General features: G+C 62.2%; 22 protein-coding genes and 1 tRNA gene. 12 read left to right on the top strand and 11 right to left on the bottom strand.

Annotation, left to right across the window (positions count from 1 at the left end; genetic code table 11):
- Positions 1–26: 26 nt before the first annotated feature.
- From V8P86_RS15450 to V8P86_RS15435, 5 genes are all read right to left on the bottom strand, one after another.
- The gene (locus tag V8P86_RS15450; protein ID WP_336328183.1) at positions 27–407 is read right to left on the bottom strand and encodes a response regulator; all 381 of its coding nucleotides are present in this window, start codon (positions 405–407) and stop codon (positions 27–29) included.
- Entirely contained in the window at positions 407–565 is a 159-nt protein-coding gene (locus V8P86_RS18970; RefSeq protein WP_442909412.1) for a DUF7838 family putative zinc beta-ribbon protein, read from the bottom strand. Before V8P86_RS18970 ends, V8P86_RS15450 begins: the two co-directional genes overlap by 1 nt.
- 497 nt (positions 566–1062) lie before the next feature.
- Positions 1063–1147, bottom strand: a tRNA-Leu gene (locus V8P86_RS15445).
- Positions 1148–1314: 167 nt separating this feature from the next.
- Positions 1315–2268, bottom strand: coding sequence for a WD40/YVTN/BNR-like repeat-containing protein (locus V8P86_RS15440; protein ID WP_336328182.1), 954 nt, complete (start codon positions 2266–2268; stop codon positions 1315–1317).
- A gap of 278 nt (positions 2269–2546) precedes the next feature.
- Positions 2547–3182: a MogA/MoaB family molybdenum cofactor biosynthesis protein gene (locus V8P86_RS15435; protein WP_336328181.1), complete on the bottom strand. Its 636-nt coding sequence runs from the start codon at positions 3180–3182 to the stop codon at positions 2547–2549.
- Positions 3183–3298: 116 nt separating this feature from the next.
- Between V8P86_RS15435 and V8P86_RS15430 the strand changes: the two genes are divergently transcribed.
- The 3 genes from V8P86_RS15430 to V8P86_RS15420 all read left to right on the top strand — a co-directional run bounded on the left by V8P86_RS15430 (position 3299) and on the right by V8P86_RS15420 (position 6426).
- Positions 3299–4345 (top strand): zinc-binding dehydrogenase, encoded by a 1047-nt coding sequence (locus V8P86_RS15430; protein ID WP_336328180.1) that lies wholly within the window; start codon positions 3299–3301, stop codon positions 4343–4345.
- Positions 4335–4667 (top strand): DUF7977 family protein, encoded by a 333-nt coding sequence (locus V8P86_RS15425; protein WP_336328179.1) that lies wholly within the window; start codon positions 4335–4337, stop codon positions 4665–4667. The genes V8P86_RS15430 and V8P86_RS15425 overlap by 11 nt, the downstream gene beginning before the upstream one ends.
- A gap of 85 nt (positions 4668–4752) precedes the next feature.
- The gene (locus tag V8P86_RS15420; protein ID WP_336328178.1) at positions 4753–6426 is read left to right on the top strand and encodes a sensor histidine kinase; all 1674 of its coding nucleotides are present in this window, start codon (positions 4753–4755) and stop codon (positions 6424–6426) included.
- Positions 6427–6429: 3 nt separating this feature from the next.
- Here V8P86_RS15420 and V8P86_RS15415 read toward each other — a convergent pair whose 3' ends face one another.
- On the bottom strand, positions 6430–6915 hold the full coding sequence (locus tag V8P86_RS15415; RefSeq protein WP_336328177.1) for a hypothetical protein: 486 nt from the start codon (positions 6913–6915) through the stop codon (positions 6430–6432).
- A gap of 126 nt (positions 6916–7041) precedes the next feature.
- Here V8P86_RS15415 and V8P86_RS15410 point away from each other — a divergent pair, with 126 nt between their 5' ends.
- From V8P86_RS15410 to V8P86_RS15375, 8 genes are read left to right on the top strand one after another with little or no spacing between them, the layout of a single operon-like run.
- The gene (locus tag V8P86_RS15410) at positions 7042–7500 is read left to right on the top strand and encodes a DUF7311 family protein (RefSeq protein ID WP_336328176.1); all 459 of its coding nucleotides are present in this window, start codon (positions 7042–7044) and stop codon (positions 7498–7500) included.
- Positions 7501–7527: 27 nt separating this feature from the next.
- On the top strand, positions 7528–8034 hold the full coding sequence (locus V8P86_RS15405) for a DUF7285 family protein (protein ID WP_336328175.1): 507 nt from the start codon (positions 7528–7530) through the stop codon (positions 8032–8034).
- A complete protein-coding gene (locus V8P86_RS15400; protein WP_336328174.1) occupies positions 8031–8954 on the top strand; it encodes a DUF7284 family protein in 924 nt (307 codons plus the stop codon). The genes V8P86_RS15405 and V8P86_RS15400 overlap by 4 nt, the downstream gene beginning before the upstream one ends.
- Positions 8951–12493 (top strand): DUF7286 family protein, encoded by a 3543-nt coding sequence (locus V8P86_RS15395; RefSeq protein WP_336328173.1) that lies wholly within the window; start codon positions 8951–8953, stop codon positions 12491–12493. Before V8P86_RS15400 ends, V8P86_RS15395 begins: the two co-directional genes overlap by 4 nt.
- Positions 12490–13008 (top strand): DUF7283 family protein, encoded by a 519-nt coding sequence (locus V8P86_RS15390; RefSeq protein WP_336328172.1) that lies wholly within the window; start codon positions 12490–12492, stop codon positions 13006–13008. Before V8P86_RS15395 ends, V8P86_RS15390 begins: the two co-directional genes overlap by 4 nt.
- 39 nt (positions 13009–13047) lie before the next feature.
- Positions 13048–14799: a MutS-related protein gene (locus tag V8P86_RS15385; protein WP_336328171.1), complete on the top strand. Its 1752-nt coding sequence runs from the start codon at positions 13048–13050 to the stop codon at positions 14797–14799.
- A 38-nt stretch (positions 14800–14837) separates the two neighbouring features.
- A complete protein-coding gene (locus V8P86_RS15380; RefSeq protein ID WP_336328170.1) occupies positions 14838–15287 on the top strand; it encodes an SRPBCC family protein in 450 nt (149 codons plus the stop codon).
- Between the two features lie 31 nt (positions 15288–15318).
- Positions 15319–15513 carry a hypothetical protein gene (locus V8P86_RS15375; protein WP_336328169.1) on the top strand — a complete coding sequence of 65 codons (195 nt, stop codon included), beginning with the start codon at positions 15319–15321 and terminating at the stop codon, positions 15511–15513.
- A gap of 1 nt (position 15514) precedes the next feature.
- Here V8P86_RS15375 and crtID read toward each other — a convergent pair whose 3' ends face one another.
- From crtID to V8P86_RS15350, 5 genes are all read right to left on the bottom strand, one after another.
- Entirely contained in the window at positions 15515–17047 is a 1533-nt protein-coding gene (crtID, locus tag V8P86_RS15370) for a bifunctional phytoene desaturase/3,4-desaturase (protein ID WP_336328168.1), read from the bottom strand.
- Positions 17048–17141: 94 nt separating this feature from the next.
- Positions 17142–18176, bottom strand: a complete 1035-nt coding sequence (locus V8P86_RS15365; protein WP_336328167.1) for a Brp/Blh family beta-carotene 15,15'-dioxygenase — start codon at positions 18174–18176, stop codon at positions 17142–17144.
- Positions 18177–18281: 105 nt separating this feature from the next.
- Positions 18282–18668 (bottom strand): helix-turn-helix domain-containing protein, encoded by a 387-nt coding sequence (locus V8P86_RS15360; RefSeq protein WP_336328166.1) that lies wholly within the window; start codon positions 18666–18668, stop codon positions 18282–18284.
- Between the two features lie 130 nt (positions 18669–18798).
- Complete coding sequence (locus V8P86_RS15355; protein ID WP_336328165.1) at positions 18799–20658, bottom strand: HAMP domain-containing protein; 1860 nt, start codon at positions 20656–20658, stop codon at positions 18799–18801.
- A 115-nt stretch (positions 20659–20773) separates the two neighbouring features.
- Positions 20774–22714 carry a HAMP domain-containing protein gene (locus tag V8P86_RS15350; protein ID WP_336328164.1) on the bottom strand — a complete coding sequence of 647 codons (1941 nt, stop codon included), beginning with the start codon at positions 22712–22714 and terminating at the stop codon, positions 20774–20776.
- 313 nt (positions 22715–23027) lie between these two features.
- On the opposite strand from V8P86_RS15350, the gene pyk reads away from it, so the two are divergent.
- Positions 23028–24767, top strand: coding sequence for a pyruvate kinase (pyk, locus tag V8P86_RS15345; RefSeq protein ID WP_336328163.1), 1740 nt, complete (start codon positions 23028–23030; stop codon positions 24765–24767).
- Positions 24768–24790 lie beyond the last annotated feature (23 nt).

Here is a 24790-nt window from a genome sequence, read left to right as displayed (position 1 = left end):
AGCCACCTCCAAGAGCGAAAAACGCGCTACTCGGCCGCAGACTCGATCTTCGCAGCGAGATCGGTGTAGTGTTCCGTGCCGGTCCCCTTCTGAACGACTCCGGTCAGTTCACCGCTGCCATCCTTTGCGTCGATGTCGGCGGAATCGGCAGCCGTGAACAGAAACACGGGGAGATCCGGCCGTTGCTCGCGAAGCTGCTGACAGAGTTCGATTCCGTCCATCTCCGGCATCCGCAGGTCAGTGACGACACAGTCAAAGTCGCCGTTGCCGGCCTGTTCGGCAGCCTCCGGCGGGCGCTTCTCGGTCGTCACCTCGATGGGTTCACTCTCCCGTTCTAGAAATGTCTCTGTCAACTCCAGCATGTCCTCGTCTTCGTCGACGACGAGAACCTCGATGGCCGACGGCATTATGCACTCGCGCTATCGACTGTGTTATTGATTTTGATGAATCCGTAGTCACACTCTGTACAGTGCCACTTGACTTTCTCACCGAGGTGCATTTCTGTGCTCGCGGCCCGGTAAAACTCTGTTGCGCCACATTCTGGGCAGTCGCGCTGCAGTTCCATACGCCGATGTTGAACCTTCTGGGATATATTGGGTTCGGTTTTTACAGATTGAACAACAGCCAGAGACGGCACACGGAACCGATGGTACGGGACCACAGCAGGCGACTCAGTCGACAACGATTGTTCGCTCCCGTTCGCAAAGCTGATTCTGGGAACTTGGATATGGAATGTTCACAACACTCGATAAGTCCGGGGTGCCGGGACGAGGGGACAGACACGACTCTCACGTTCGTTCGAGTCGGAAAGTATGGCTCGCGGGTCGCTGTGCTCCCCGTTCGCTAATCGAGGTCTCGCTACGCTCGACCTCGCTATGCGAGGGATGGGATTTGAACCACGCAAAGACGGTCGCTCGCTTCACTCGCGCTGCGTCTTTTCTCATTCGAGTCCCGGCCTCGATTTACACGACTCTCACGTTCGTTCGAGTCGGAAAATATTGCTCACGGGTCGTTACACTCCCCGTTCGCTTCCGAGACGTTCCCTGCGGTCACGTCTCGCTATGCGAGGGATGGGATTCGAACCCATGGACCCCTACGGGAGCGGGTCTTAAGCCCGCCGCCTTTGGCCTAGCTCAGCCACCCTCGCGCATCCATCCCTCCGTCGGGGAGCCGAAAAGTGGTTACGGATTGGCTGTCCGACAACTGAGGGAAAACGAGTGGCCACCCGGGCTGTACAGGGGGGAGGGCGAATAGCCGCGGGCGAACCGTACGAGGGAGGGGACTGCGTCAGCAGGGAACCAGCAGCGGGACGTGTTACCGTTCGAGGATCGTACCGCCGGCGCCGACGGCGATATCGACCGATCCCTGGATGACTGCCTTCAAATTATCGCCAGCAGGCGTCGCGCTCGGCTCCCACTTCTCACCATCGTAGACGTACACATCACCACCGCCGCCGACCGTGATGCCCGAGCCATCGGCGACGACGATATCCATCAGTTGGGTGTCGTTGGTGCTCTCCAAGACCCACTGCGTGTCGACGTACTCGAAGACGGTGCCGTTGCCGCCGGCGATCCAAATGTCGTCGAAGGCGTCGGAATCCAGCCCGTACAGACTTACGTCGGCGTCGGCCAGTCCGATCTTGTCGTAGGTCCCGCCGTCGTCGGTGACAAACACCGTCTGGTTGCCGTCGATGGCGTGACCGCTGCGCGGCCCGAAGAAGTCGATGGCCTTGATGGCCGAGCCAGACCCGGGCGTAGTGCTGTCCCACGACCCCTCGACACCGTTCTCGAAACTGGAATAAATCTTCCCGGAGTCGCCCGCGACGTAGACGTTCGCGCTGCCGGCTTCTCCCGTCACCGACACGTCGTTGAAGTTGTTGGTCACGTCGTTCGGCGCGGAGCGGTCGACCAGCACGCCCGTCTCGACGTCGTACTCACCGATTGCGCCACTGGAGCCGACGACCCACAGTCGCTTGCCGTCGTCGGTCACGTCCGCGCCGTAGAGGTTGTTTCCGTTGCCGGTCGGCCCGCCGTCGAAGACTTTCTCCCACCCCGTGGCTGTTCGGCGCAGAGCCACGCCACTACCACCGACCGCGTACGCTCCCACGGCCGTGTTCGCGACATCGTGGAGGGTGTTCCCCGTCGGCGACTCGACGGCTGTCCACTCGCTCTCCGATGCAGCCGCTCCCATCGGAATCACGGTCGCGGTAGCAGCCGCGCCGACACCTTTGAGTACTGTGCGCCGCCGTACGGAGTCGTGCTCGAACATCGCAGTCGGTGCTGGGGGTTGTATCCACTTAGTAGGGGAATTCCGTTAGCTGCTATTTAGACGATTAAAAGCGTTTAACGGCACGTTTAGATCCCCAGAACCCAATTTTGAGGGGTTTGAGTGGATCTAAGCATTTAGAACGTTTACGAGGTGAAAATCAGCTAAAATCGGAACGGAAACAGCCAGTAGTGCAACGAATTCGATGAAATAGAGTAAAAAGAATCGTTGTGTGCTTTATTCTGATGTTACTTGTAGAACATAAGCCAGCCTGGCCGTTGTTAGATATTCGTATCGGTAGTCTGTACCGAGGCGTCATCGACGAGCGCGGGAGCCTCGGAGACGATGATCTCTTCAGTCGCCAGGATTGCACCGTCGATCGTTCCTGGAACTGCGAAGATGGGGGCGCCATCGACGATTCCGGCCGTGGCCCGCGTGCCGACAGCGGTCGTTCCGTGCTGTTCGTAGGCGAGGTGACGGAACAGTTCTCCGAATCCAGGGAGTCGTTTCTCGAATAGCCGTTCGAGAGCGTCGACAGTCACGTCGTCGGGTTCGACACCGGTCCCCCCGATGGTGATCACGGCGTCGACATCGCGGCGCTCGGCGAGAGTCGCCAGTGTGCTCTGAATACCGTCGTAGGAGGGCTGGATGAGATCACGCGTCGCGACGGTCGCGCCCGCGTTTTCGAGAGCTTCGACGATGGCATTCCCCTGAGTATCTTCGTCGATGGAGCGGTCGTCGGTCACAGTGACGACGGCGTAGGCAATCGAATCTGTCTCCTCGGGTTCGGCTGTGCTCTGTTCGGTTTCCCCCTCGGAGGACGGTGTGTCCTCGGATTCGGCCGACTCGTCGTCGACGTCCTCGTCTTCGTCCTCGTCGTCGTGGGTTCGGGATTCGCGTGACTGAAAATCGACCATGTCTGTGTCGACAGCCGGACAACAAAAAAGTCCCACGGCAGCGTGGATCTGTCACGGCACCAATACCGGGTTGGCCGACCAGTAACATTTTGAACGCACTCTACGTGTACCCGGATATGAAGGCTGTTCAGTTCGACGAACACGGAGATCGAGACGTAATCGAATACGGGGAGTTCGAGGACCCAGAACCGGACCGCGGCGAGGTGCTCGTCGAGGTCAAAGCCGGTGCGCTGAACCACCTCGACATCTGGACACGGAAGGGCATGCCGGGGCTGGATCTAGACATGCCACACATCCCGGGCAGTGACTGTGCCGGCGTCGTCGCGGAGACGGGACCAGGTGCAACTCGGTTCGATGAGGGGGACCGAGTGGCGCTGCTGGCGGGTGTCCCGAGCGAGGGCCACGAGTTCGACCACGACGGCGATCCGACGCTGTCACCCGGATTCCACATCATCGGCGAACACGTCCGGGGCGTTCACGCCGAGTACGCCGCACTGCCGGAATCGAACCTCGTCGAAGTGCCGGAGGATGTCGACTGGGTCACCGCCGCCGCCTCGCCGCTGGTCTTCCAGACCGCCTGGCGGATGCTCATCGAACGCGGCGAACTGCAGGCCGGCGAAGACATCCTTGTGCTGGGCGCCAGCGGCGGTGTCGGTCACGCTGCGGTCCAAATTGCCGATTACACCGGCGCTGAAGTGTACGCCACGGCGAGCAGCGATCAGAAGCTCGAATACGCCCAGGAGATCGGTGCCGACCACACGATCAACTACGAGGAAGACGACTTCGCGGCAGAAATTCGGGAGATGACCGACGGCCGCGGCGTCGATATGGTCGTCGATCACATCGGCGCACAGACCTGGGAGAACTCGCTGAAGAGCCTCACGAAGGGTGGCCGAGTCGTCACCTGTGGGGCGACGACCGGCGGCCGACCGGAGACGGACATCAACCGCATCTTCTGGAACCAACTGGAAGTCATCGGCTCGACGATGGCAACGCCGAGCGAGGCCAACGAGGTCCTCGATCTGGTCTGGGAGGGCGAACTCGAACCGCGCGTCCGCGAAGTCCTGCCGATGAGCGAAACCGACCGTGCACACGAGATCATCGAAGAGCGTGAAGGCTTTGGCAAAGTAGTAGTAAAGCCTGATAGCCTGCATGACGCCTGATCCCGACGAGGGGAACACAACCGAATCCGTTGACGGTCGAACAGAGCCGTCCGAACAGCGCGGCACCCAGCAGACCGGACGGCCAAAAGGCGTCGAACCTGCCGAGGAGATGGACTGGCGAGGCTGGTTTCTGGTCGGTGCGGTCCTGGTCTGTTTTCTCGTGATTCCGGTGTTGATCCTGTTTATTCCGCAGGCCCAGTCGCTGCTTGGGTCACTGGGACTTACGGTCAGGCAAGCTTATCTCGCGATGCCGATGATCCCCGCCATCCTGCTCGGCATCACCGCGGTGTGGGCTGCACTCCGAACGCAGCGTGCAAACTGATCCGCCCATAGCGTTCTGTCGGTGAGACGAACGGACGAGACGCGTACACTTATGAGTCGTACCGACGAACTTCGGGTCGACCGGGATGCTCGAATCGCTGTACTTCCCGCTGGTGTTTCTGGCGGCCGTCGTCGGCCTCGGCATCGCCGGCGTCGCGCTGCGGTACCGGAGTCGCCCGGGCGCGGCACCGCTTTCGGTGTTCGCGACAACTGCGAGTCTCTGGACGATTATCGAGGGACTCAGAGTGACACAGTCGGGGATCGAAACCATGACGCTGTGGACCAGCGTCGCGCTGTCGCTCACTGCAGTCATCCCGCCTGCGTGGCTGGTCTTTACCGCCGAGTATACCGGGAACGACCGTCGAATCCCGAACTGGGTCTATCCGGCACTGCTCGCCGAGCCAGTGCTGTTCTGGGGGCTCGTCTGGACGAACACCGATCACGAACTCGTCTGGTCCGGCGCTGAGAGACTCTCTTACGGTGGTTTCGAGGTTCTCGCCCTCGAATTCGGTATCGGGTTCTGGGCCCATCAGGTCTACTCGTACGTGCTGCTCGCTGTCGGCGCACTCGTCCTCCTGCGGATGGTACTGCGAACGAATCAACTCTACCGGTGGCAGGGGACGGCGCTCCTGCTCGCGATCACGCTACCGCTGACGCTGAACGCCCTGTACAGCTTCGAACTCGCCGCCGCGGGCATCGACCCGAGCGGAATCGGCTACGTGCTCGCGGCGCTGGTGCTCGCTGTCACCGTCTTCGAGGCCGAACTCGAGGGTGTCGCGCCGGCCACCCGAGAACTCGGTCGGGAGGCCGTGCTCACCGAACTCGACGACGCAATCCTGATTCTGAACGACGACGGGCGTCTCATCGATACGAACCCGGCCGGCGAGCGCCTGCTCGGCAAATCGGTCGAAGACGCGCTCGGACAGGAGTTGTCGGGATTGGAGCCAGCACTCGGGGAGTTGCTCGCCGACGAGCGGAACCACGCTCAGATCGAACTCGAACAGGACGGGAAACGCCGGTATTACGACGTTCGAATCTCCTCGCTCTCGGAGGAGTACAGCATGATCGCCGGCCAGGTCGTGAGCCTCCGAGACGTGACCGGCCGCCGCCAGCGCGAACAGCGACTCGACGTCCTCAATCGAATGCTCCGGCACAACATCCGCAACGAACTGAATCTCGTTCGCGGCAAGATCGAACTCGCGGAGACTGCTATCGAGGACGAACAACCACGAAGCCATCTCGACGACGCGACGGCCGCCGTCGACGGCATCGTCGCCCGTTCTAACAAACTCGGTCGGCTCTCACAGATGCTCGACAGCGAGCAACGAGAACAGATCGATATCGCGACCGAGTTGCGGGCCGAGCAGGACACTGGTGGCCTCGACTTCGAGGACGGAACCGTCGATATCGCGCTCCCAGATCGGCTCGTCGTCTCCGGCGGGAGCGCACTCGTCGCCGCGTTCGAGGAACTGCTCAGCAACGCGATCGAACACAACGACAGTCCCGACCCCCACGCGGTAATTCGGGTCGACGAGAGCGCGACAGACGACGACCACGTCGTCATCGTGGTGAGCGACAACGGCTCGGGAATCGAACAGCAGGAGCTAGAGACGATTCTCTCCGGACGCGAAACCGCGCTCCAACATTCGAGCGGCGTCGGGCTCTGGCTGGTGAATTGGGTCGTCGAACGGGCCGGCGGGACGCTCTCTTTCGAAAACGACGACGGCTGTACCGTCCGCGTGCGGCTCTCGCGGCCCTGACGGTCAGGACCCGCCGAGCCTGACTGTCAGTTCGGGGTTCGCCAACTCGTCTTCGGAGTCCGAATTTGGCGGGGGAACGACGCGCAGTCTGAGTGTCCCCCGATTCTGTGTCGGTCGAAAGCTGACCGGTACGTCGGCGTCCGAACTCGTCCCAATCTCGACCGTGAGACTGCTGGTCGATCCGGTATCGAACGTGAGCGGGCCGTCTTCGACGGCGAGCGAGCGACCCGAAATGACGAGGCTTGCCCCTTCGACCGGCTCGCCCTCGGTCGTCACAGTATCGAGTCGGACTGTCGCAGCGTCGCCGGGTTCGACCGTAACCTGTCGTGGGGCCGGGTCAACCGTGAGTTCGGGTTGTTCGGCCTGTTCGACGCTGTCGGCCATCGGCACGAGCAGGCCGAAGGCCGCGATACCGACTGTGACGGCGACGAGAAGCCGAATTGGCATGCCCTCGACTCCGCGTTCGTCGTTCCTGAATGCCCTCGACACACGCCGAGTGGCCCCCGCCCGGTATTTGAACCTACGGGACGCGGGATACAGGTCGACGGAGCCACCCACAGGTTCAAATACCGGAAGGGGACCAGAGCGCGCAATGTCAACCGATGGAGGGCCGCTGTGATCAGATACGTCCTCGCCGTTGCACTCGCAGCGACAGTGCTGGGGATGACCGCCACTGCTGTCGATCAGGTCGGGACGATCAGGGGCGAGCGCGCCGTCCAGGCGGAGATCGAGACGATCGAATCTGCCGCCTCATCGCTGTACAAGTACGAAACAATCCCCACCGCCGGAACGGGTCCGCGGCGAATCGTCACCGTCGAGGTGCACGACGGGCGGGCGACGCAAGCGAGACCGGAACAGATCAGATTCGAGCGCATCAGTGGCCGAGCAGCGACTCGGGTCACCTATCGCGTCCGAGGTGGCCGGACACGAGAACGGAAACTCGACGTTCCGATCCGCAGTGCCGGCGGGGGGCCGGTCGACCTGACAGACTGGCACGGGAAACAGCGATTCATCTTGCGACTCGTTGTAGGGACATCCGGGAAGCCAGTCGTGACAGTCGAGCCGTACAATTAAGTACGAACGTGGGACCAGACCGCCCACATGACTCCCAGAGTTCGGAGCGCGGGCGAGCAATCCACGGAGTCCGTGCCGACTGAGGACGAGACGACGGTTGGCTATCGGGGACAGAGCGAACCGCTGGCGGCACTGATCGCCGTCTCACTCGTCTGTCTCGTCGTGAGCACCTGCGTCGTCCTGTTGGCCAAGACGGCGGAGACGAGCGGAACAGACCGAGCAGTCGTCGAACCGACGGCAGACGCCGTCTGGCAAGCAATCAGCGATGATGGTATGTTCGACGCAGGAACGACGATCAAACAGGAAATCAGCCCCGGAACGCTCCCCGAGGGCTACAACGTCGCCGTGACCGTCTCGTACATCGACGGCAACGGCGAACGGACGAGCGTCGATTCGGAAGCGTTCGACAGCTCCGGCGAACCAGCGTCACTGTCAGTCCCCGAAGATGCCGAGCAGGTGACGCGGGCGGTGACAGTTCGTGTCGGTCCCGGCGACAAACGGCCCGGACAACTGACTGTCGAGGTCTGGAAATGACGCGGAGCAGAGCAATCAACACGGTCGTTGATGTCGCCGTTGCGCTGCTCGTCGTCGGTATCGCCGTCTTCATTCTTTCGACGGCCAACTTCTCCGACACTCCTGAGCAGGATCGATTCGATACCGACCGGACCGCAGCCGTGCTCGGGACGGCGACGTTCGATGTTACCTACTCCGTCGAGCCGACACTGGCCGAGGCCGCCGAAACGAGCGACGCTATCGAGTACGACGAGAGTGAGACCCAGCAGCAGCGAGTTGCTCACGGACCGGTGGCGACCCATCTCGGCGACGCTGCGATCGGGAACCTCGTCATCGACTCCGAGCAGGTAACAGGGACTGGTCGGCAGTATCAGTCGGCAATCGATCGGCGATTCAGGACTCAACTATCCGGCTCGCAGTTCGAAACCCGCGTCACCGCCCACTGGGAGCCGTATCCGGACGCGTCGATCAGCGGAAAGGCGACAATCGGTGTCGAACCGCCCCCGAACAGAGATATCAGGACGAGAGAGCTGACCGTTCCGAGCGGCTTCGACAGGGCCCGCGGCGCTGCAATCTCGGCCGTCGAAGACGGCGGCGGCTACGGATCAGTTGCCGAAGTCGTCGCCGGCGCAACTATCGACGGCTATCTGCCCGTCGTCGAGTCGAAACAGGCTCTCGAACGCGACGGCTCGGTGATGATTCTCACACGGTACCGGTACGAACGACTGGCGACGCTGCTCGAGGAAGCCACTGTCGAAACGATTCGTGACGAGATCCGCCAGACAGATTCCGATCCCGCCGAAGCGAACGAGGAACTGATCGCAGCACTGGCGGCCAGACTGGAACCGGAACTTCGGCAGCACTTCGAGCGTCCGCGTGCAGCCGCGCGAGGGGTTTCGACGGGGACGATCACCGTGACAGTACGGACGTGGGACCCATGACCGGGCGCGTGTCTGCAGTGCTGGCCGACCGGCGTGCCCGGGTCCCGTTCGCGTTGATCGGGCTCGCACTGCTGTTGCTTAGCGCCACGTTCGTCCTCCAGTTGGAGACGCGGGAGAATCCGAAGCCGGCCCGCGAGACGGACCGAGCCATCGAGCAGACAGAATCTGCCACCGAAACAGCACTGACCGAAGCGTTGCAAGCCGCGAGTGAAGAGGCTGCACGAGAGCCGATGACGGAGCCAGCGGCGACTCCGTACGGCGAGGTGCTCGCCGAGAGCGGTGCGCCGTTCGAGCAGTATCTGAAAGCGCTGGTCTATCTCAATGCAAACGAGGGACTCGAAACGGCTGGGCAGGAAGTCGGTGCTGTCCAGACACACGTCTCGGTGCCCGATATCGGAAACGCTCGCGAGTTCGAGGACGCACTCGACCGAGTAACGATCAGGCCGGGATCTGAGACCGATGGGGTCGAATTCGGCGTGATCGAAGCGGAAATCGAAGGCATTCAGACGATCGCCAAGCGCGACGGTGAGGTCGTCGACCGACAGACGGAGTCGGTCACAGTCGCCGTTGCGTCACCGCTGTACCAGCTTCATCACCGAACGAACGAGTTCCAGGGACGACTCGACGCCGGACTCACCAAGCCGGGATTCACCCAGCGGTTCAACGCTCGGATCTACGCGCTCGGATGGGCCCGCGGCTACGCCCAGTACAGCGGCCTGCCGGTCACAGACGTGATCGCAAACCGCCACGTCGTGCCGTCGGCGAACGATGCGGTCTATCGGACCCAAAAAGATGTCTTCGGGGCGGCCGATCCAAATCTCAACAACGCGATTCGGCGAGGGTGGCTCTGTATGGCGATGCACGACGCCGAGGGCCTGTACAACAACTACGCCAACACCGCTTCGGACGTGTCGACGGAACTCTGTGATGCGAGCAGATGGCTGTTCGGGAATCAGGCCACCGGAGACGTTCCCGAGGCGCCGGGCGTACTGGATCTGCTCGGGGAAGCGCCGGGAATGGACGCCAAACACACCATCGGCGTCAACGAAACCAGTCTCCTGCCGATCCGGGATCTCGCAACGAGTTCGGGATCGACATCGATCTCGCAGTCAGTCGACAGAGTATACGAGATAACCGTCGGAACGGATCTGAAAACGACGGTCACAGAATCGGCCACTCTGCACCACGACAGGCCGAACGGGGCAGGGAGGAGTCGCGTCGTCGAGCGGTCAGCCGAGGTGACGGATGTCTCGGTCGAGGAGATCAGGAGTCTCGAACCGAGCGACGAATTTCAGGCTGTGGACGGCGAGGTCACGCTCGAAATCGAAGAACAGAAAGAATACACCCGGCAGACAGACGACGGACGAGAGACGGTTACGACGACCGCTTCGGGTACCGAAAAGCGAAGTTTCGAGATCAGAATCGAGGAACGAGCGCGAAACCCGAACGCGAAAGTCGACGAGTACAATCACGCTGGCTCCGGTGGCGTCCCGATCACCGAGGAGTACGTCTATGGCTCTGGCCCGGGAGTGACCGAGGCCGCGACGGATCGAACGATCCCGCTGGGGACAGACGGCGGGAAGTTCGAGAACTACGGTGATCCCGGCCAGGGGCCGCTCAACGCGATCTTCGATCCGCAGTCAACGGACGAATCGAGCGACGATACCGGTATTGGAGAAGACGACGATCAGCAGTCGACAGTCGTCGACCGGATCGAACAGCGGCTAACAAACGAGTGGGAGCGCAGTCGGTCGGTGGATGACCTGGAATTCTCAGAGGGCGAGCGCGTCAGTGTCCCGGTTCCGTCCCGGACCGCGCTCCGGGCGGCAATTCTCTACGACCTCAGACAGATCCAGCAGAAAGTCAGCAGAATCACCCACACGTTCGACCGGAGTGAGATTCTCCACGACGGGAGCGACACCGGCCCGTACGGCGAACTCCGGCGTAAGGTGCGAGAACGGAAAGCCAAGTATCTCGAACGTGACAAGCCGTTCGCCAGCGCTGGACAGAAGGCGATGTACGAGGCCCGGTACGCCTACTTCAGCGCGCTGGAGCGATACCTCGACCGTGTCGAGTCCGCACACGGCTCCGCGATGGGTGAAATCGACGACCAACTTCCGGATGCGGGACTCGAACGGGCGATGGAGTTCCTCCAGCAGGGAGTGACGGCGACGCCGCCCGATCCGGTGCCACTCGACTCCTCGTCGCTGACGGACGATGTCTCCTACGAGGTATCTGGATCGCCGACCTATCTCGTCGCCGAGAACGTCACCAGCGAGACTGTCCCCGCAATCGACGACGGCGAAAAATTCGCGCCGATGGCAGTCAAAAACAGGAATTATCTCAAACTGCCGTACGAGACGGTCGTCAAAGGGCTGCTCAGTCGGATCGGTAACGCACTGGGTCTGAGCGAACCGGACGCGGAACTGACCTTCCAGATGGCCAGCGAAGCGCTCGTCGCCAGCGAGGAATCGATCGAAGCAGCGGAGGCCGATCCCGACTACGGGGACCCAGGGAAGTTACGCCTGCTCAGTAGCAACCTCGAAAGTGCCGTCGATTCGTCGATCGACGAGTACAGCGAAGACGTAGCTGCACAGATCGCATTCAACCTGTATCCTGAGGATATCATCGTTCTCCGGGATGATATCGAGCCGCCTCGATCCATCGAGGACTGTGACAGCGAACCGTGCTTCGTGATTCCTGAAGACTGCTCGACGGGACTCTGTTCGATGGAAGACGGCTCGGCAGGAGCCGACGCGAAAGCGGACGTGACGGCCGCAGTGGAGCGCGCCATCGGCAACTACGGGGATACGGCCAGAACCGCCGACGCCATCGCGAGCGGTGAGATCAGCGAAGCGATCGTCCGGGAACTGATGGGTGTCGATTCTGATCTGCGGCCCGAGTACGCTCAGGGGATGGAATATGCCGAGTGGCGGACGGTCGTGAACTCCTCGACACGACACGTCGTCCGGGACGCAGCGGGCGAACACGGGGTGACGCTGTCGGACACCGATACCGTCGAAACGCTTGATACGGAGATCCGACAGACCCTCGAATCGGTGTCGGCCGAAATCGTCAGCGAGCGGTTCGATGCCGCCGTTAGCAACGGATCGTTCGACATCGAGAACTACGACAACTGGGTCAACGGCACCCAGACACCGGTTCGCGTGCCCGCCGGGATTCCGGTGCTTCCGGTGCCGGGATACTGGTACGCGACGGTCAACGCGTGGAATATCGAGGTCGAGGGCGAATACGCCCGATTCGAGGTTTCCGCAAATATGGGATCCCCCGAGACGGCGACGACGACGACCTACGTTCGGGAGGACCGGGCTGTCGAGCGAGAGGTTGCCGGGAGCGAACGACAGCTTGGCTCGGTCGAGGAGATCAGCTTCTCGGGACGGTCACTGCTGATCGTCGCCGTGCCGCCAGGGAAACTCGGCGTCGGTGATCGGGACGACGAAGACCCAGAATGCTCGCCGACGTGGCCGGCCGTCGGCGAGACCGATTCGAGCAGGATTCAGTGTGGTGGGCTACCGTGAATCTCGAAGTCCCGGTCGACGCGTGGTACGTCTGGATCGGCGTCGTGGTCGTGAGTATCACCGTCGCCGGCGTGATGCTCGGCCTCCCGAGCGAGCCACCACCGGATGCCGGCGAAGCCGCCAACACCGTCGACCGCGTCGCAGCCAGCGAATACGGGACGCGAGCGGCGTACGAACTCGACGCGGCGCAGGCCCGAATCGGGACGAAACAACTCGCCTTCCGCAACGACTGCGGCACGACACACGCGAGCATCGCCTTCGGGTCGATGACGCCCGTCGATAGCGCGACAGGTGAGACGGCCGAGGCCGGGGAGGCGCTTTTGGCCGGCGAAAGTGTCGTCGCCGTCATCGACAGTCGCCCGCAATTCGGCCGCGAGGACGAACTCCGGGAAGCCTTCGCCGATCTGAGAGGGGCTGTCGACGGCGACGGAGCCGAGTGGCACGAAACAACCGGTCGCCTTCGGGTGCGGTCAGTTCGACTCGCGGGCGAGATCGTCGTCCTCGTCGGCACGTGACCGACAGGAAAAAGACGCTGGCACCCCCTCGCTCAGTCGATGCGACTGGAGGAGTACTGGGGAATCGGGCCGAAGACCCGTGACCTGCTCGTCGAGACACTGGGTGCCGAGGCGGCAATCGAGGCCATCGAAGCCGGCGATGTCCGGACGCTGACCGACGCTGGATTGGCCCGCGGCCGAGCGACGCGGATCTTACGCCACGCCCACGGCGGCGCGGCGCTCGACGTGTTGGCGACACGGGACGCCCGGCAGGTCTACAAGCAACTACTCGATATCATCAGCGAGTACGCTGTCACCGCCGGCGCAGCCGACCGGATTCGGATCCTCACACCACTCGCTGAGCGAGAGGCGATGGCCGACCGACTGGCTGACGTACAGCAAGCGCGGGAGAGTTGGGAATCCCTCTCCGACGACGAGCGCAACACCGTCGTCGAGGCCTTCGAGCGCTACGACCAGATGGCAGACAGCGAACGCGGCGCGGTCGAGGCTGCCCAGTCACTGCGGGAGGCTGACCTCAACTCGGGTGTGTTCGAGCCGCTGGGGGAACTGTCGACCGCCGCACTGGACGACGCCGTCACCGCACTCGCCGGACTGGACGACGACGGCGTCGCGGAGGGGGCCGACGACCGACTCGACCGCCTGCGAACGCAACTCGGTACCGTCGAGGACCTGCGCGCGACCCCCGAGACGATACTCGAAGAGATACAGTCCGGAGCCCGTGGGACCGACCAGTTGCGGGAGTCACTCGCCCGTGAGATTTCCGGTGAAAGCACGCTCGACGTGACGGCAGTTCGAGAGGCGATGCCACAGGAAGCCGCCGACGCCCGGGCGTTCGTCGGTGAGACGCTGCGAACGCTCGCCGACGACCTCCGGGAGGATGTCGACGAGCGCGAACAGGAGGTCCGCGGTGATCTCGAAGCGATGCTCGACGAGGCACGAGAGGACATCGACCGCGCGGTGTCGGCGGTCGCGGACATCGCACTGTCTGTGTCGCTGGCCCGCTTCGCGGCGGCGTTCGATCTGATCGAACCAGGCTTCCGCGAGCAGTCCGTCGCGGGCGTCGTCGACGCTCGAAACATCTTTCTCGAAGACGCTGGCGAAGGGGTCCAGCCGATCACCTACGCCGTCGGCGAACACTCCCTGTCGGTTCCCGGCGCGACTTCACCACCCAGCGGCGACCGGGTGACCGTCCTGACCGGGGCGAACAGCGGCGGGAAGACGACGCTGCTGGAGACGCTCTGTCAGGTGCAGTTGCTCGCCCAGATGGGACTGCCGGTGCCGGCCGACAGCGCCGAGATTCACGTCGTCGAACGGATCGTCTTCCACCGCCGACACGCGAGTTTCAACGCTGGCGTACTGGAGTCGACACTGCGCTCGGTCGTCCCGCCGCTGACCGACACGGGCCGGACGCTGATGCTCGTCGACGAGTTCGAGGCGATCACCGAACCCGGCAGCGCCGCCGACCTACTACACGGACTCGTGACGCTGACCGTCGAAAAAGCGGCGCTTGGAGTGTTCGTCACCCACCTCGCAGACGATCTTGAGCCACTGCCGCCCGAGGCCCGGACGGACGGCATCTTCGCGGAGGGGCTGACGACGGATCTCGAACTGGAAGTCGATTACCAACCGCGGTTCGAGACAGTCGGGCGGTCGACGCCGGAGTTCATCGTCTCTCGACTCGTCGCCGACGCCGAGGACCGCGGCGAGCGAGCGGGCTACGAGACGCTGGCGGAGGCCGTCGGCGAACAGGCCGTCCAGCGCACGCTCGTCGACGCAAAGTGGATGGAGTGAGCCGCTGATTTTTGTCCGTTTGGTCCGAAGTTTCCAGTATGACCGAAGTCAGTGAGTCAATCTACATCGACCGGCCGGTCGAAGACGTGTTCGCGTATCTCGACGATCCACACAACCACTCCTTGATCACCTCCAACATCACCGACATCCGAAACGTCCAGCGGCTGGACAACGGCGGAAAGCGACTCGAACACACCTACGAGATGGTCGGTGTCGGCATCGACGGCGAACTAGTCGAGCAGACACACGAGGAAAACGAACGGATGGTCTTCGAGATGCGTGGACGACTCACGGGAGAGATCGAATTCGTCTTCGAGGAACGCGATGACGGAACGGAGGTCACCTACAGTGCGGCGTACGACATCCCGGGCCGGGTGCTCTCGAAGGCAGCGACGCCGCTGGTCGAGCGGTACAACGAGCGGGAGCTGCGGACGACGCTAGAGAATCTCAAGACCGTACTCGAATCAGAGGAACAGGCAGCGCCGTAATCTACTACTGACGGGCTATCGAGGGTGTCGTATGGAAAAGTACGTCCGCTGGTTCGCGGGGCTGGGGCAGTTCTATCAGATTCTCACCGCTGGCGGACTCTGTCTCGGACTGGCGGCGTTTGCAACGGCGGTCGCGACCACGAACCCGGTCTTTCTACTCGTCGCGCTGTTCTGGCTGGCGGTCGCACCGGCGGTCGTCTGGCTCGCGACCCGTCGAGAGGACTGAGTCAGGACCGCAGCCTGCCCGGAAGGACGGTATCGATCACGCCCGTACCGGTCGCATCTTCTTCGATTGTCTCCGCGACGTGTTCGCCGCTGAGTAGACACATCGGCACGCCGATTCCGGGATTGGTGTCGCCGCCGACGTAGTAGAGTCGATTCACGCCGGGTGCTCGATGAGAAGGTCGCATCGGCCCGGTCTGAAAGAGCGTGTGTGCTAGCCCCAGCGCCGTCCCCTGTGGTTTGTTGAACTGGCCGCGGTAGTCCGAGACGCACATCTCGCGCTCGAACTCGATTCGCCCGCGCAGATCGACGCCTGCGTGTTCGGCCAGCGAGTCGAGGATGTCGTCACGCATCTGTTCGCGTGCCGACTCGTCGTCTTCCAGCCCCGGTGCGATCGGAACCAGCACAACCAGCGTTTCTTTCCCGTTGGGGGCCGCCGTCGGATCGGTCTGCGAGGGAACGTTGACGTAATAGGCAGGGTTGTCCGGCCACCCTGGCGCGTCGAAGATAGACTCGAAGTGTTCGTCCCAGTAGGTGGGGAGCACGAGCGTGTGGTGGTCGAGTTCCGGGAGTTCCCCGTCGACACCGAGATAGCACATGTACGCCGACGGCGCGTACGTCCGGTCGTCCCAGTACGCCGGATCGCGGTTGACCGCGCCGTCGGGCAGGAGTTCGCGTTCAGTGTGGGCGACCGGCGCGTTAGAGACAACGCGGTCGTGGGTCCGGCGGCCGCCGTCGTACTCGATGGCAACGCCGCTATCCTGTGGGTCGAGCGCCGTGACTGCCGTCGAAGTCAGAATGTCGACACCCTGGGCTTTGCAGACCGACTCCATCGCCTCGACGACGGCGTACATGCCGCCTTGTGGGTAGTAGACGCCCAACTCGAAGTCGACGTGGCTCATCAGATTGTACAGCGCCGGCGTGTTGTGCGGCGCGCCGCCGAGGAAAACCAGCGTGTACTGGACGATCTGGCGGAGTTTGGGATGATCGAAATAGTCGGCGACGTGGTCGTCCATCGTCCCGAGCAGGGAGAGACCGCGGGCGGATTTGGCAACGTCCAGCGAGACGTAATCCCGGAATCGACTCCGATTCGGGACGACGAACCGGTCCATCCCGATCTCGTAGGTTTCGGCGGATTGATCGAGATAGGCCTCGAAAGCCTCCCCGGCCCCATCTTCGTACGACTCGAATAGCTCCGCGGCCCGGTCGGTGTTCGAGGGAATATCGACGCTGTCGCCGTCCGTCCAGAAGATCCGGTAGTGCGGATCGAGTCGGACGAGATCATAGAAGTCCTCAGGTTCGTGGCCGAAGTGCTCGAAGAAGCGCTCGAAGAGGCCGGGCATCAGATACCACGACGGCCCCGTGTCGAACCGGAAGCCGTCTTCCTCGATGACGCCAGCGACACCGCCGACCTGCGGTTGTTGTTCGTAGATCGTGACATCGGCACCGGCGTCGGCGAGATAGGCGGCGGCCGCCAACCCGCCAAATCCTGCGCCGACGATGCCAATCGACTCTCCGGGGAGTGCTGGGTCACTCATCATTGTTGTGTAGGTCCAGACAGACGAGAACCCCGGACCCAGATACTGCGGGGATTAAAACGGCGGTCGAGAGAGCACAGCCGTGCCGGACAGATCAGGGCACGTACCAGATACCCCGCGTTCGGTCGAGCCACTGGCCGACGACGACGTGGGGCATCGCAATCACACAGATGAAAATCGTATAGAACGCGACGAGTCCGCCGAGGAGGTTCCCGACACCGAGGGGGTTCGGGGCGACGAGATACAACGTGGCAGCGACGGTCCCAGTCAGGAAGGCCCCGGCGACGAAGACAGCCCAGATTGCCTGGACCGAGAGGCCGTCGTCGTCGGATTCGACACGGTGGGCAACAGCCGACCGGCCCGACTGTCGCATCGAGTACCACAGCGGGAAGTACAGCCCGATAGAGACGACCACCGGGACGACCGCGAAGTAGGCGACCAGAAGCACCGTTTCACCGACATCCCGGAGCCAGTCTGGGGAGAACCCACCGGTCAGGTAACCACCTCCGAGATGGGCGACCAGCGCAATCCCGTAGCCTGCGAGCAAAAACGGTGCGCCCGTTTCGATCCGGGTCCCAATCGTTCCCATCGCCGCGGGATCGAACATGCTGACCATCAACTGCGAGAAGCCGATGTAGGTGTCCCGCCACAGAAAGAGCGGAACGATCATCACCGCGCCGCCACGGACGAAGGCGGCGAGCACTCGCTGAACCCGGTACTGGAGGTGATCACTGCCGACGACACCGTCCATGACGTGCAAATCGCCGTGGCCACCCTTGGCGACGGCGGTGGCGAACGCGATTGCCAGAGCGGTAACGGGTGCGACGAAAAATAGCCCGACGAACCCCGCGACTGCGAGGAGATAGATCCCCACGTACCGGGCACCGAAGGGAAGCCCCCTGTGTCGAAGGTTCGTGAAGTGTTCGTAGCCGCCGTGGGGGAGGTTCAACGCGACCATTCCCACGAGATAGACGACCATCTGCGTTCTGACGGGAACGGTCAGGTCCAGGGCTGCCGCGAGTCCGAATCCCACGGTGAGGACGAGCAAAGAGAGACGGGCGCCGGTAATTGCAATGTCTTCGACCTGCCAGTGCATCCGCTCGCGGAGAACGGAACGTGTCGTCGCCATATACACATATTGGGGAGAATCTCCCTAAGCCGGAAGCCACGGTACTGCGGGGATTAAAAAGGGGTTGAGCCGAGTGCAGAGAAACTACGGCCGAACAGAACCAGTTCAGTCGGCACCGGCGACGAGGGAGTTGTCGGACTGAAGCGGCTGTTCTTCGGAAATCTTGAGGACAATCCCGGATTCGGAGTCGACAGAAAGCTGGATGGAATCGATCTGGAGGGTGTATTCGCTGGTGTGTTGGCCGGACCGGGAGAGTCGGACGCGCTCTTCGAGCACGCCCACGTCGGTGAGTTGGTCCACTTTCCGGTAGGTCGTCGACAGCGGGAGTTCGCATCGATCCGAAAGTTCACTGGCCGACAGTGCCTCGCTCGTCGTCGCCTCGATGATCGCGCGGCAATCCGGGTCCTCGAGCGTTCCGAGGAGCGACTCGATATCGGCTTCCTCGGTCAGTGCCGTCGGTTCGCCGCCCGGGCCGCTGTGGGCCCCGGTCATCGATGGGTGAGTCATATCTCTACGTATAATGCCGATTACAACCAGTTCCCACCACTGATATCGGGGGTAATTTAAGTACAGGGTGATCTCCAGGGAGGTGGAAACGACCGAAAGCGGCGAGCGCTGACAGTCAGGCGTCGTTGCCGAGTTCGCCGTCGGGGCTTGCGGCACCGCCGGTCGGGCCGACGGAGAAGACGAACTCGTGTTCTTCCTCAGTGTCGAACCGTTCGAGGATATCGCGGAGCGGTTCGGCGTACCGCTGGAGTTCGTTCGCTCGGTCGGAGACGGTATTCAGTTCGGCGGCCTGTTCTTCGGCCGCACCGGCGACCTCCTGTGATTCGGCCATCGTCTCCTGGCTCAACTCGGCGATCTGATCGAGTTCGTCGGCCACGTCGCGGATCTGATCGAGCGCGTCGTCGACGGAGACGTTGTCGTACTCGTCGGCGATGGCGTCGATCCGTTCGACGACTTCCTCCATCGACCGGCGGAGTTCGTCGAGTCGGTCCTTCTGATCGTAGGCGTCGTCGGAGATCTTCTGGATCGATTCGGCGACCTGCTCGCTGGCTTCCCGGACCGTCCGGGAACTCTGTTCGACCTCGGCACCGGCCGCTTCGACTTCGTCGACGTAACTTTTGAGTTGACCGGTGGTCTTCTCGAGTTCCTCGATCATCTCGTTGAACTCCTCGGCGATCTTATCCATGGAGTCCTCTTCGCCGTCCTGCTCCATGCGCTGGGTCATATCCCCGGCCCCGACCTGTTGCATCACGTCGGAGTACTCCTCAGCTTTGTTCTGCAGGTGCCGAGCCAGTTCTTCGGCTTCGGCCCGAGCGACTTCGGCCTCCTTGCGGGCCTGTTCGGCTTCTTTGATCTGTCCTTTGAGGCTGTCCCGGATCCGCGAGAACAGCACCGAAAGCTGGCCGAACTCGTCGACGCGGGACTCTTCGATATCCACGCCGAGATTGCCGTCTTCGATTTCTTCCGCGTAGGCGGTCATCCGTTTCAGCGACCGGTTGATATCGCGGGTGATCGCAGCCCCGAGGACGATCAACCCAAGCAGCGAGACGACAATCAGGATGAGGAGGCTCCGAGAGACCTCGCTGGCAGTGGCGAAGATCGTCGACTGTTCGGCTGTCGTCGTCACGACCCAGCGTTTGTTCTCGACTGCCGTGCCGGCGACGACCAGACTGTCGTCCTCGAAGAGATCGGTCTGTGCCGTGACCTGGTCGGTCTGAGACTGTACCTGGCCATCGGTGAGATAAGAGAGTTCACCGGCGAGTGGATGATCCTGAAGAATCGTCTCGAGATCCTCGGCGAGAACGATCTGTCCGTCGGCCCCGTAGGACGCGACGTGAATCGCACCGTCGTCGACCGGCGAGTTGAGCAGTGAACTCCGCTCCTCGAGATCGACAACGATGACGATAGCGTGCGATTCGCGGTCTGCGATCGGTGCGACGAAGCCGAGTTGTTTCTCGTTGCCCTCACCGGTTCCGACCGTCCCGCTGTTCGGTTCGAGCGAGCGGACCTCGTCTGCTGTCGCCTGCCGGGCGGCCTCGACCCACGGGAACCGCTCTTCCTCGACTCTGACTCCCTCGGCACCGGACTCCGTGCTAATCTCGACGGTCTGCTCCTCGATATTGTAGTAGTGAATGGCCGCGACATCGCTTGGTACTTTCCGCAGTTCCTCGGTGAGCGCAGCGTCGATCTCCGAATCGCTCATCTCGCCGATCCCCTCCTCGTTCGCGATTCGAAGCGTGGCGGCGTTTCGTTCCTCGATGAACCGTTCGATACCGTCCGCCTCACGTTCCGAAGCGCTCAACAGCGAGGACTCGGCATCGTCGGAGACACTCGCCTGAACACCAGTGAACGTCCACCACCCCAGTCCAGCAAGAACAACCGCAATCACAATCACCGCCGCAGCGATCTTGAACATATACCTGCTCCGCAATCGATACCTGATTCCTCGATCCGCCTCCTCTTGATCCTCTAACATTACACCTGCATATTTCAGGACACATTATAAATCCACGGCAAACAACTCGCATATCATTTATTTGTGTCAAATCACGTTCAATTGACACCATCTCCGAAACCGGCAGCGGAGACGGCTATTCGTCGTCGTCTTGACTGCTCGGACTCGCAGCGCCGCCGGTCGGGCCGACAGAGAAGACGAACTCGTGTTCGGCTTCGGTCTCGAACCGTTCGAGGATGTCACGAAGTGGCTGGGCGTACCGCTGGAGTTCGTTCGCTCGGTCGGAGACGGCGTTCAGTTCGGCGGCCTGTTCTTCTGCCGCCCCGGCAACTTCCTCAGCTTCGGCCATCGTCTCCTGACTCAGGTCGGTCAGTTCGTCGAGTTGTGTGCTGGCCTCGCGGATCTGGTCGAGTGAGTCGCTCATATCGATATCGTCGTACTCCTCGGCGATGGATTCGATATCGTCGGCGAGACTGTCCATGACCATCGTTAGCTCGTCGAGTCGGTCCTTCTGGTCGTAGGCGTCGTCGGAGATTTTCTGGATGGAATCCGCAACCTGCTCGCTGGCCTCTCGGACCGTCGCCGCAGAGCTTTCGACTTCGGCACCGGCCGCTTCGACTTCGTCGACGTAGCTTTTGAGTTGGCCAGTGGTCTTCTCGAGTTCCTCGATCATGTCGTTGAACTCCTCGGCGATCTGATCCATGGAGTCCTCTTCGCCGTCCTGCTCCATGCGCTGGGTCATGTCGCCGGCGCTGACCTGCTGCATCACCTCAGAGTACTCCTCGGCTTTGTCCTGCAGATAGTCCGCGAGTTCCTCGGCCTCGGCGCGAGCGACTTCGGCCTCCTTGCGGGCCTGCTCGGCTTCTTGAATCTGTGTCTTCAGCGCGTCGCGCATGTCGTCGAAGCCGTCGTAGAGGCGACCGATGTTGTCGATCCGGCTGCTGTGTAGCGCCACGTCCAGATCACCCTCCCGGATCTCATCGGTCTTGCTGGTGAGTCGGTCGATGGAAGTCGCAGTGCTGTATCCAAGCACCGACCCCGTCACGCCGATCAGAAGCACCGAAAACAGCGTGACGATCAGTCCCCACGTCGAGAGCGTGTCGACGAATCCGAACACACTCGAACGGGGGCCATGTGTCACGACGACCCAGTCGCTGTTCTCGACCGGCGAGTAGCCGACGGTGTACACTTCGTCGATCACTTCGCTGTTCGCGGGCATCTCCTGTTCGACACCGGCCGTCTCGTCGCTGCTTCGCAGTTCGTTGGCCTGATCGAGAACCCGCAGCGCCTCGTCACCGTCGCCTGCGTACGCCTCGAAGAGTTTTCCGTTGCTGCCTCGAGCGTCGATCATCACGAGATTCTCGTCGCCATCGTCAGTCTGGTAGGCACCGGTGTTGACTGCCTGCGTGAATCCAACGTCGTCGTCTTCGGAGCCACGGAGCGACTGCTGGACCTCTTCGACGGAGATTTCGAGGAAGAGATACCGGTCTTCGGCCTCCGAAACGGGACTGACGAAGCCGACGACGTTGTCGTTGCCGACGGTGTAGGTGTCGGAAACGTACACCTCGGTCGCTTCGAGGTCGAAAATCGTGTTGACGTTGTTCGGGTCGACGAACCAGTCCCGTTCGCTGTCGCTGAGATCACGTCCGAGATCGGAGTCGGTTCCCGCGACGACGACCGGCCCCTCGGTCTCGTCGTCGTCGATCACGTGTGCGTGGACGAGGTCACTGGAGAGTTCCCGTTGCTGGCGACTCAACTCGGAGTCGAGATTGTCGCCCGTCGAGACGTTCTCCGAGAGTAGTTGTGTCTGCAAGCGGTTCGTTTCCAGCCACTGCTCGATGATATCGGCCTGCTGTTGTGCGTCACCGAGGAACTCGGATTCGACGTTCGATTCGGTCTGGTCGGTGATGACCTGTGTAGCGGCGACGCCGATCGCACCGATCGACAGCGCCATGATCAACAGGACGAGTCCGAACTTGATCGCGAAGCTCTTGCGAATGAACTCCGGTGTGACTGATTGCAAAACACTGACAGCCGGATTCTGAGCGCCGTCGTCCGTGTCAGCACCGTCACTCATGATTATCGACCCCGACGCTAAGCGAGCACCCGCCGCGGTTCAACCCGTCACAGCCCCACTGTGAGAACGAAGAACCTGAACCGACGGCCGTCTCTCTGTTCGTTGCGCAGATCCCCATGGCACTGTATCACCTGACCGATCACATAAACGTTTGGAGTTACTGTAGTTTATTTGGAACGAAAACCCGGGAAACAGGGTGTTAAAGGGGGAGTATTTGTGAGAACGATCATCATTTTTTAATTCAAACAACTTTCATTACGCCGACCGGCGACTGTGATAGTATGGACAGCGATCAGCCAACGGAGGGGCACGGATGACCCGTCGCGCGAAAATCGTCTGCACGCTCGGACCGGCGTCGGAGGATCGAGAGACGATCACGGCGCTGGCGGAGGCGGGGATGTCGGTCGCGCGGTTCAACGCAAGCCACGGATCGCCGGCGGACCGTCGAGAGTTGATCGAACGGGTGCGGTCGGTCGACGACGCGCTCTCGACACCCATCGGAACGCTGCTTGATCTGCCCGGTCCGGAGATTCGGACGGCCGAGATGGAGGGGCCAATCACTCTCTCCGCCGGCGATATCGTTGGGTTCGTCGAAGGTGGAGAAACGACAGCCGACCAGATCGGGCTTTCCGCCAGCATCGACGCAGTCGAGGCCGGAGATCGGATCCTCCTCGACGACGGGCGCATCGAGGCCACTGTGACAGAAAGCGATTCGGGCGTGCGCGCCAGACTGGAATCGGGGGGAGAACTCGACTCTCGGACCGGCGTCAACGTCCCCGGAGTCGATCTGGAACTACCGGCCGTGACCGAACAGGACCGTCGGGAGCTCGACGTGGCGGCGGAGGCGAACGTGGATTTCGTCGCCGGGAGTTTCGTCCGCTCGGCGGCTGACGTATACGAAATTGGCTCCGAACTCGACGAACGGGGCGCCGATATCCCGATCATCGCCAAGATCGAACGGGCCGATGCCGTCGAGAACATCGACGAGATCATCGAAGTCGCCGACGGGATCATGGTCGCTCGCGGTGATCTGGGCGTCGAGTGCCCACTCGAAGACGTGCCGATCATCCAGAAGCGAATCATCAGAAAGTGCCGCGCGGCCGGCGTCCCGGTGATCACCGCGACCGAGATGCTCGATTCGATGATCAGCCAACACCGTCCGACCCGGGCCGAGGCCTCTGACGTGGCAAACGCCGTCCTCGACGGAACCGACGCCGTGATGCTCTCCGGAGAGACGGCTATCGGCGATCACCCGGCCGAAGTCGTCGCGACGATGGCCCGGATCATCCGGGATGTCGAAGACAGCGAGGAGTACGCCGAGACGCTCGAACAGCGCGTCCCGCCCGCAGGCGAAACGCGCACTGACGCGCTGGCGCGGTCGGCCCGGTTTCTCGCCCGCGATGTTGGCGCGAGCGCGGTTGTCGCGGCGAGTGAATCGGGATACACCGCTCGGAAGGCAGCCAAATACCGCCCGAACATCCCTATCGTCGCCTCGACCCCCGACGACCGCGTGCGCCGACAGTTGACGCTCACGTGGGGAATCATCCCCCGCCACGCGACCTACGAGGAGGACAGTTCGGACGCGGTGATCCGCAACGCCGTCCAGGCCGCCCTCGACGCCGGCAGCGCCGAGAGTGGCGACACCGTCGTCGTCCTCTCGGGGATGATGACAGACCACGGCGGCTACGATACCGCGGACATGCTCAAAGTACACGTCGCCTCCGAGCGACTGTTGTCTGGGAGATCTGTCGTCGACGGCTTCGCAACGGGCCCGCTCTATCGTCTCGCCGACGGCGACCTCTCGGAGATCCCCGAGGGCGCGATTATCGCCGTCCCCGACGAGTTCGATGAGGAGTTTACCGGCGACCTCTCGAAGATCGGTGGCATCGTCGATGCCCACGAAGGAATGACAGGATACGCGGCGGTCGTCGCGCGGGAACTCGGTGTGCCGATGATCAGCCACGCGTTCGTGCCCGAAGCCGTCGAGAACCGGCGAGAAGTGACACTCGACGGTGAGCGCGGTGTCGTCTACGCGGATCCGCTGGAGGAGTGATCCGTCAGGTGGATCAGGCAGTA

This window comes from Halovenus anhuiensis, from assembly GCF_037080055.1.
In the GTDB taxonomy this organism is placed as follows: Archaea; Halobacteriota; Halobacteria; order Halobacteriales; family Haloarculaceae; genus Halovenus.
This window is presented reverse-complemented; position numbering and strand designations above follow the sequence as displayed.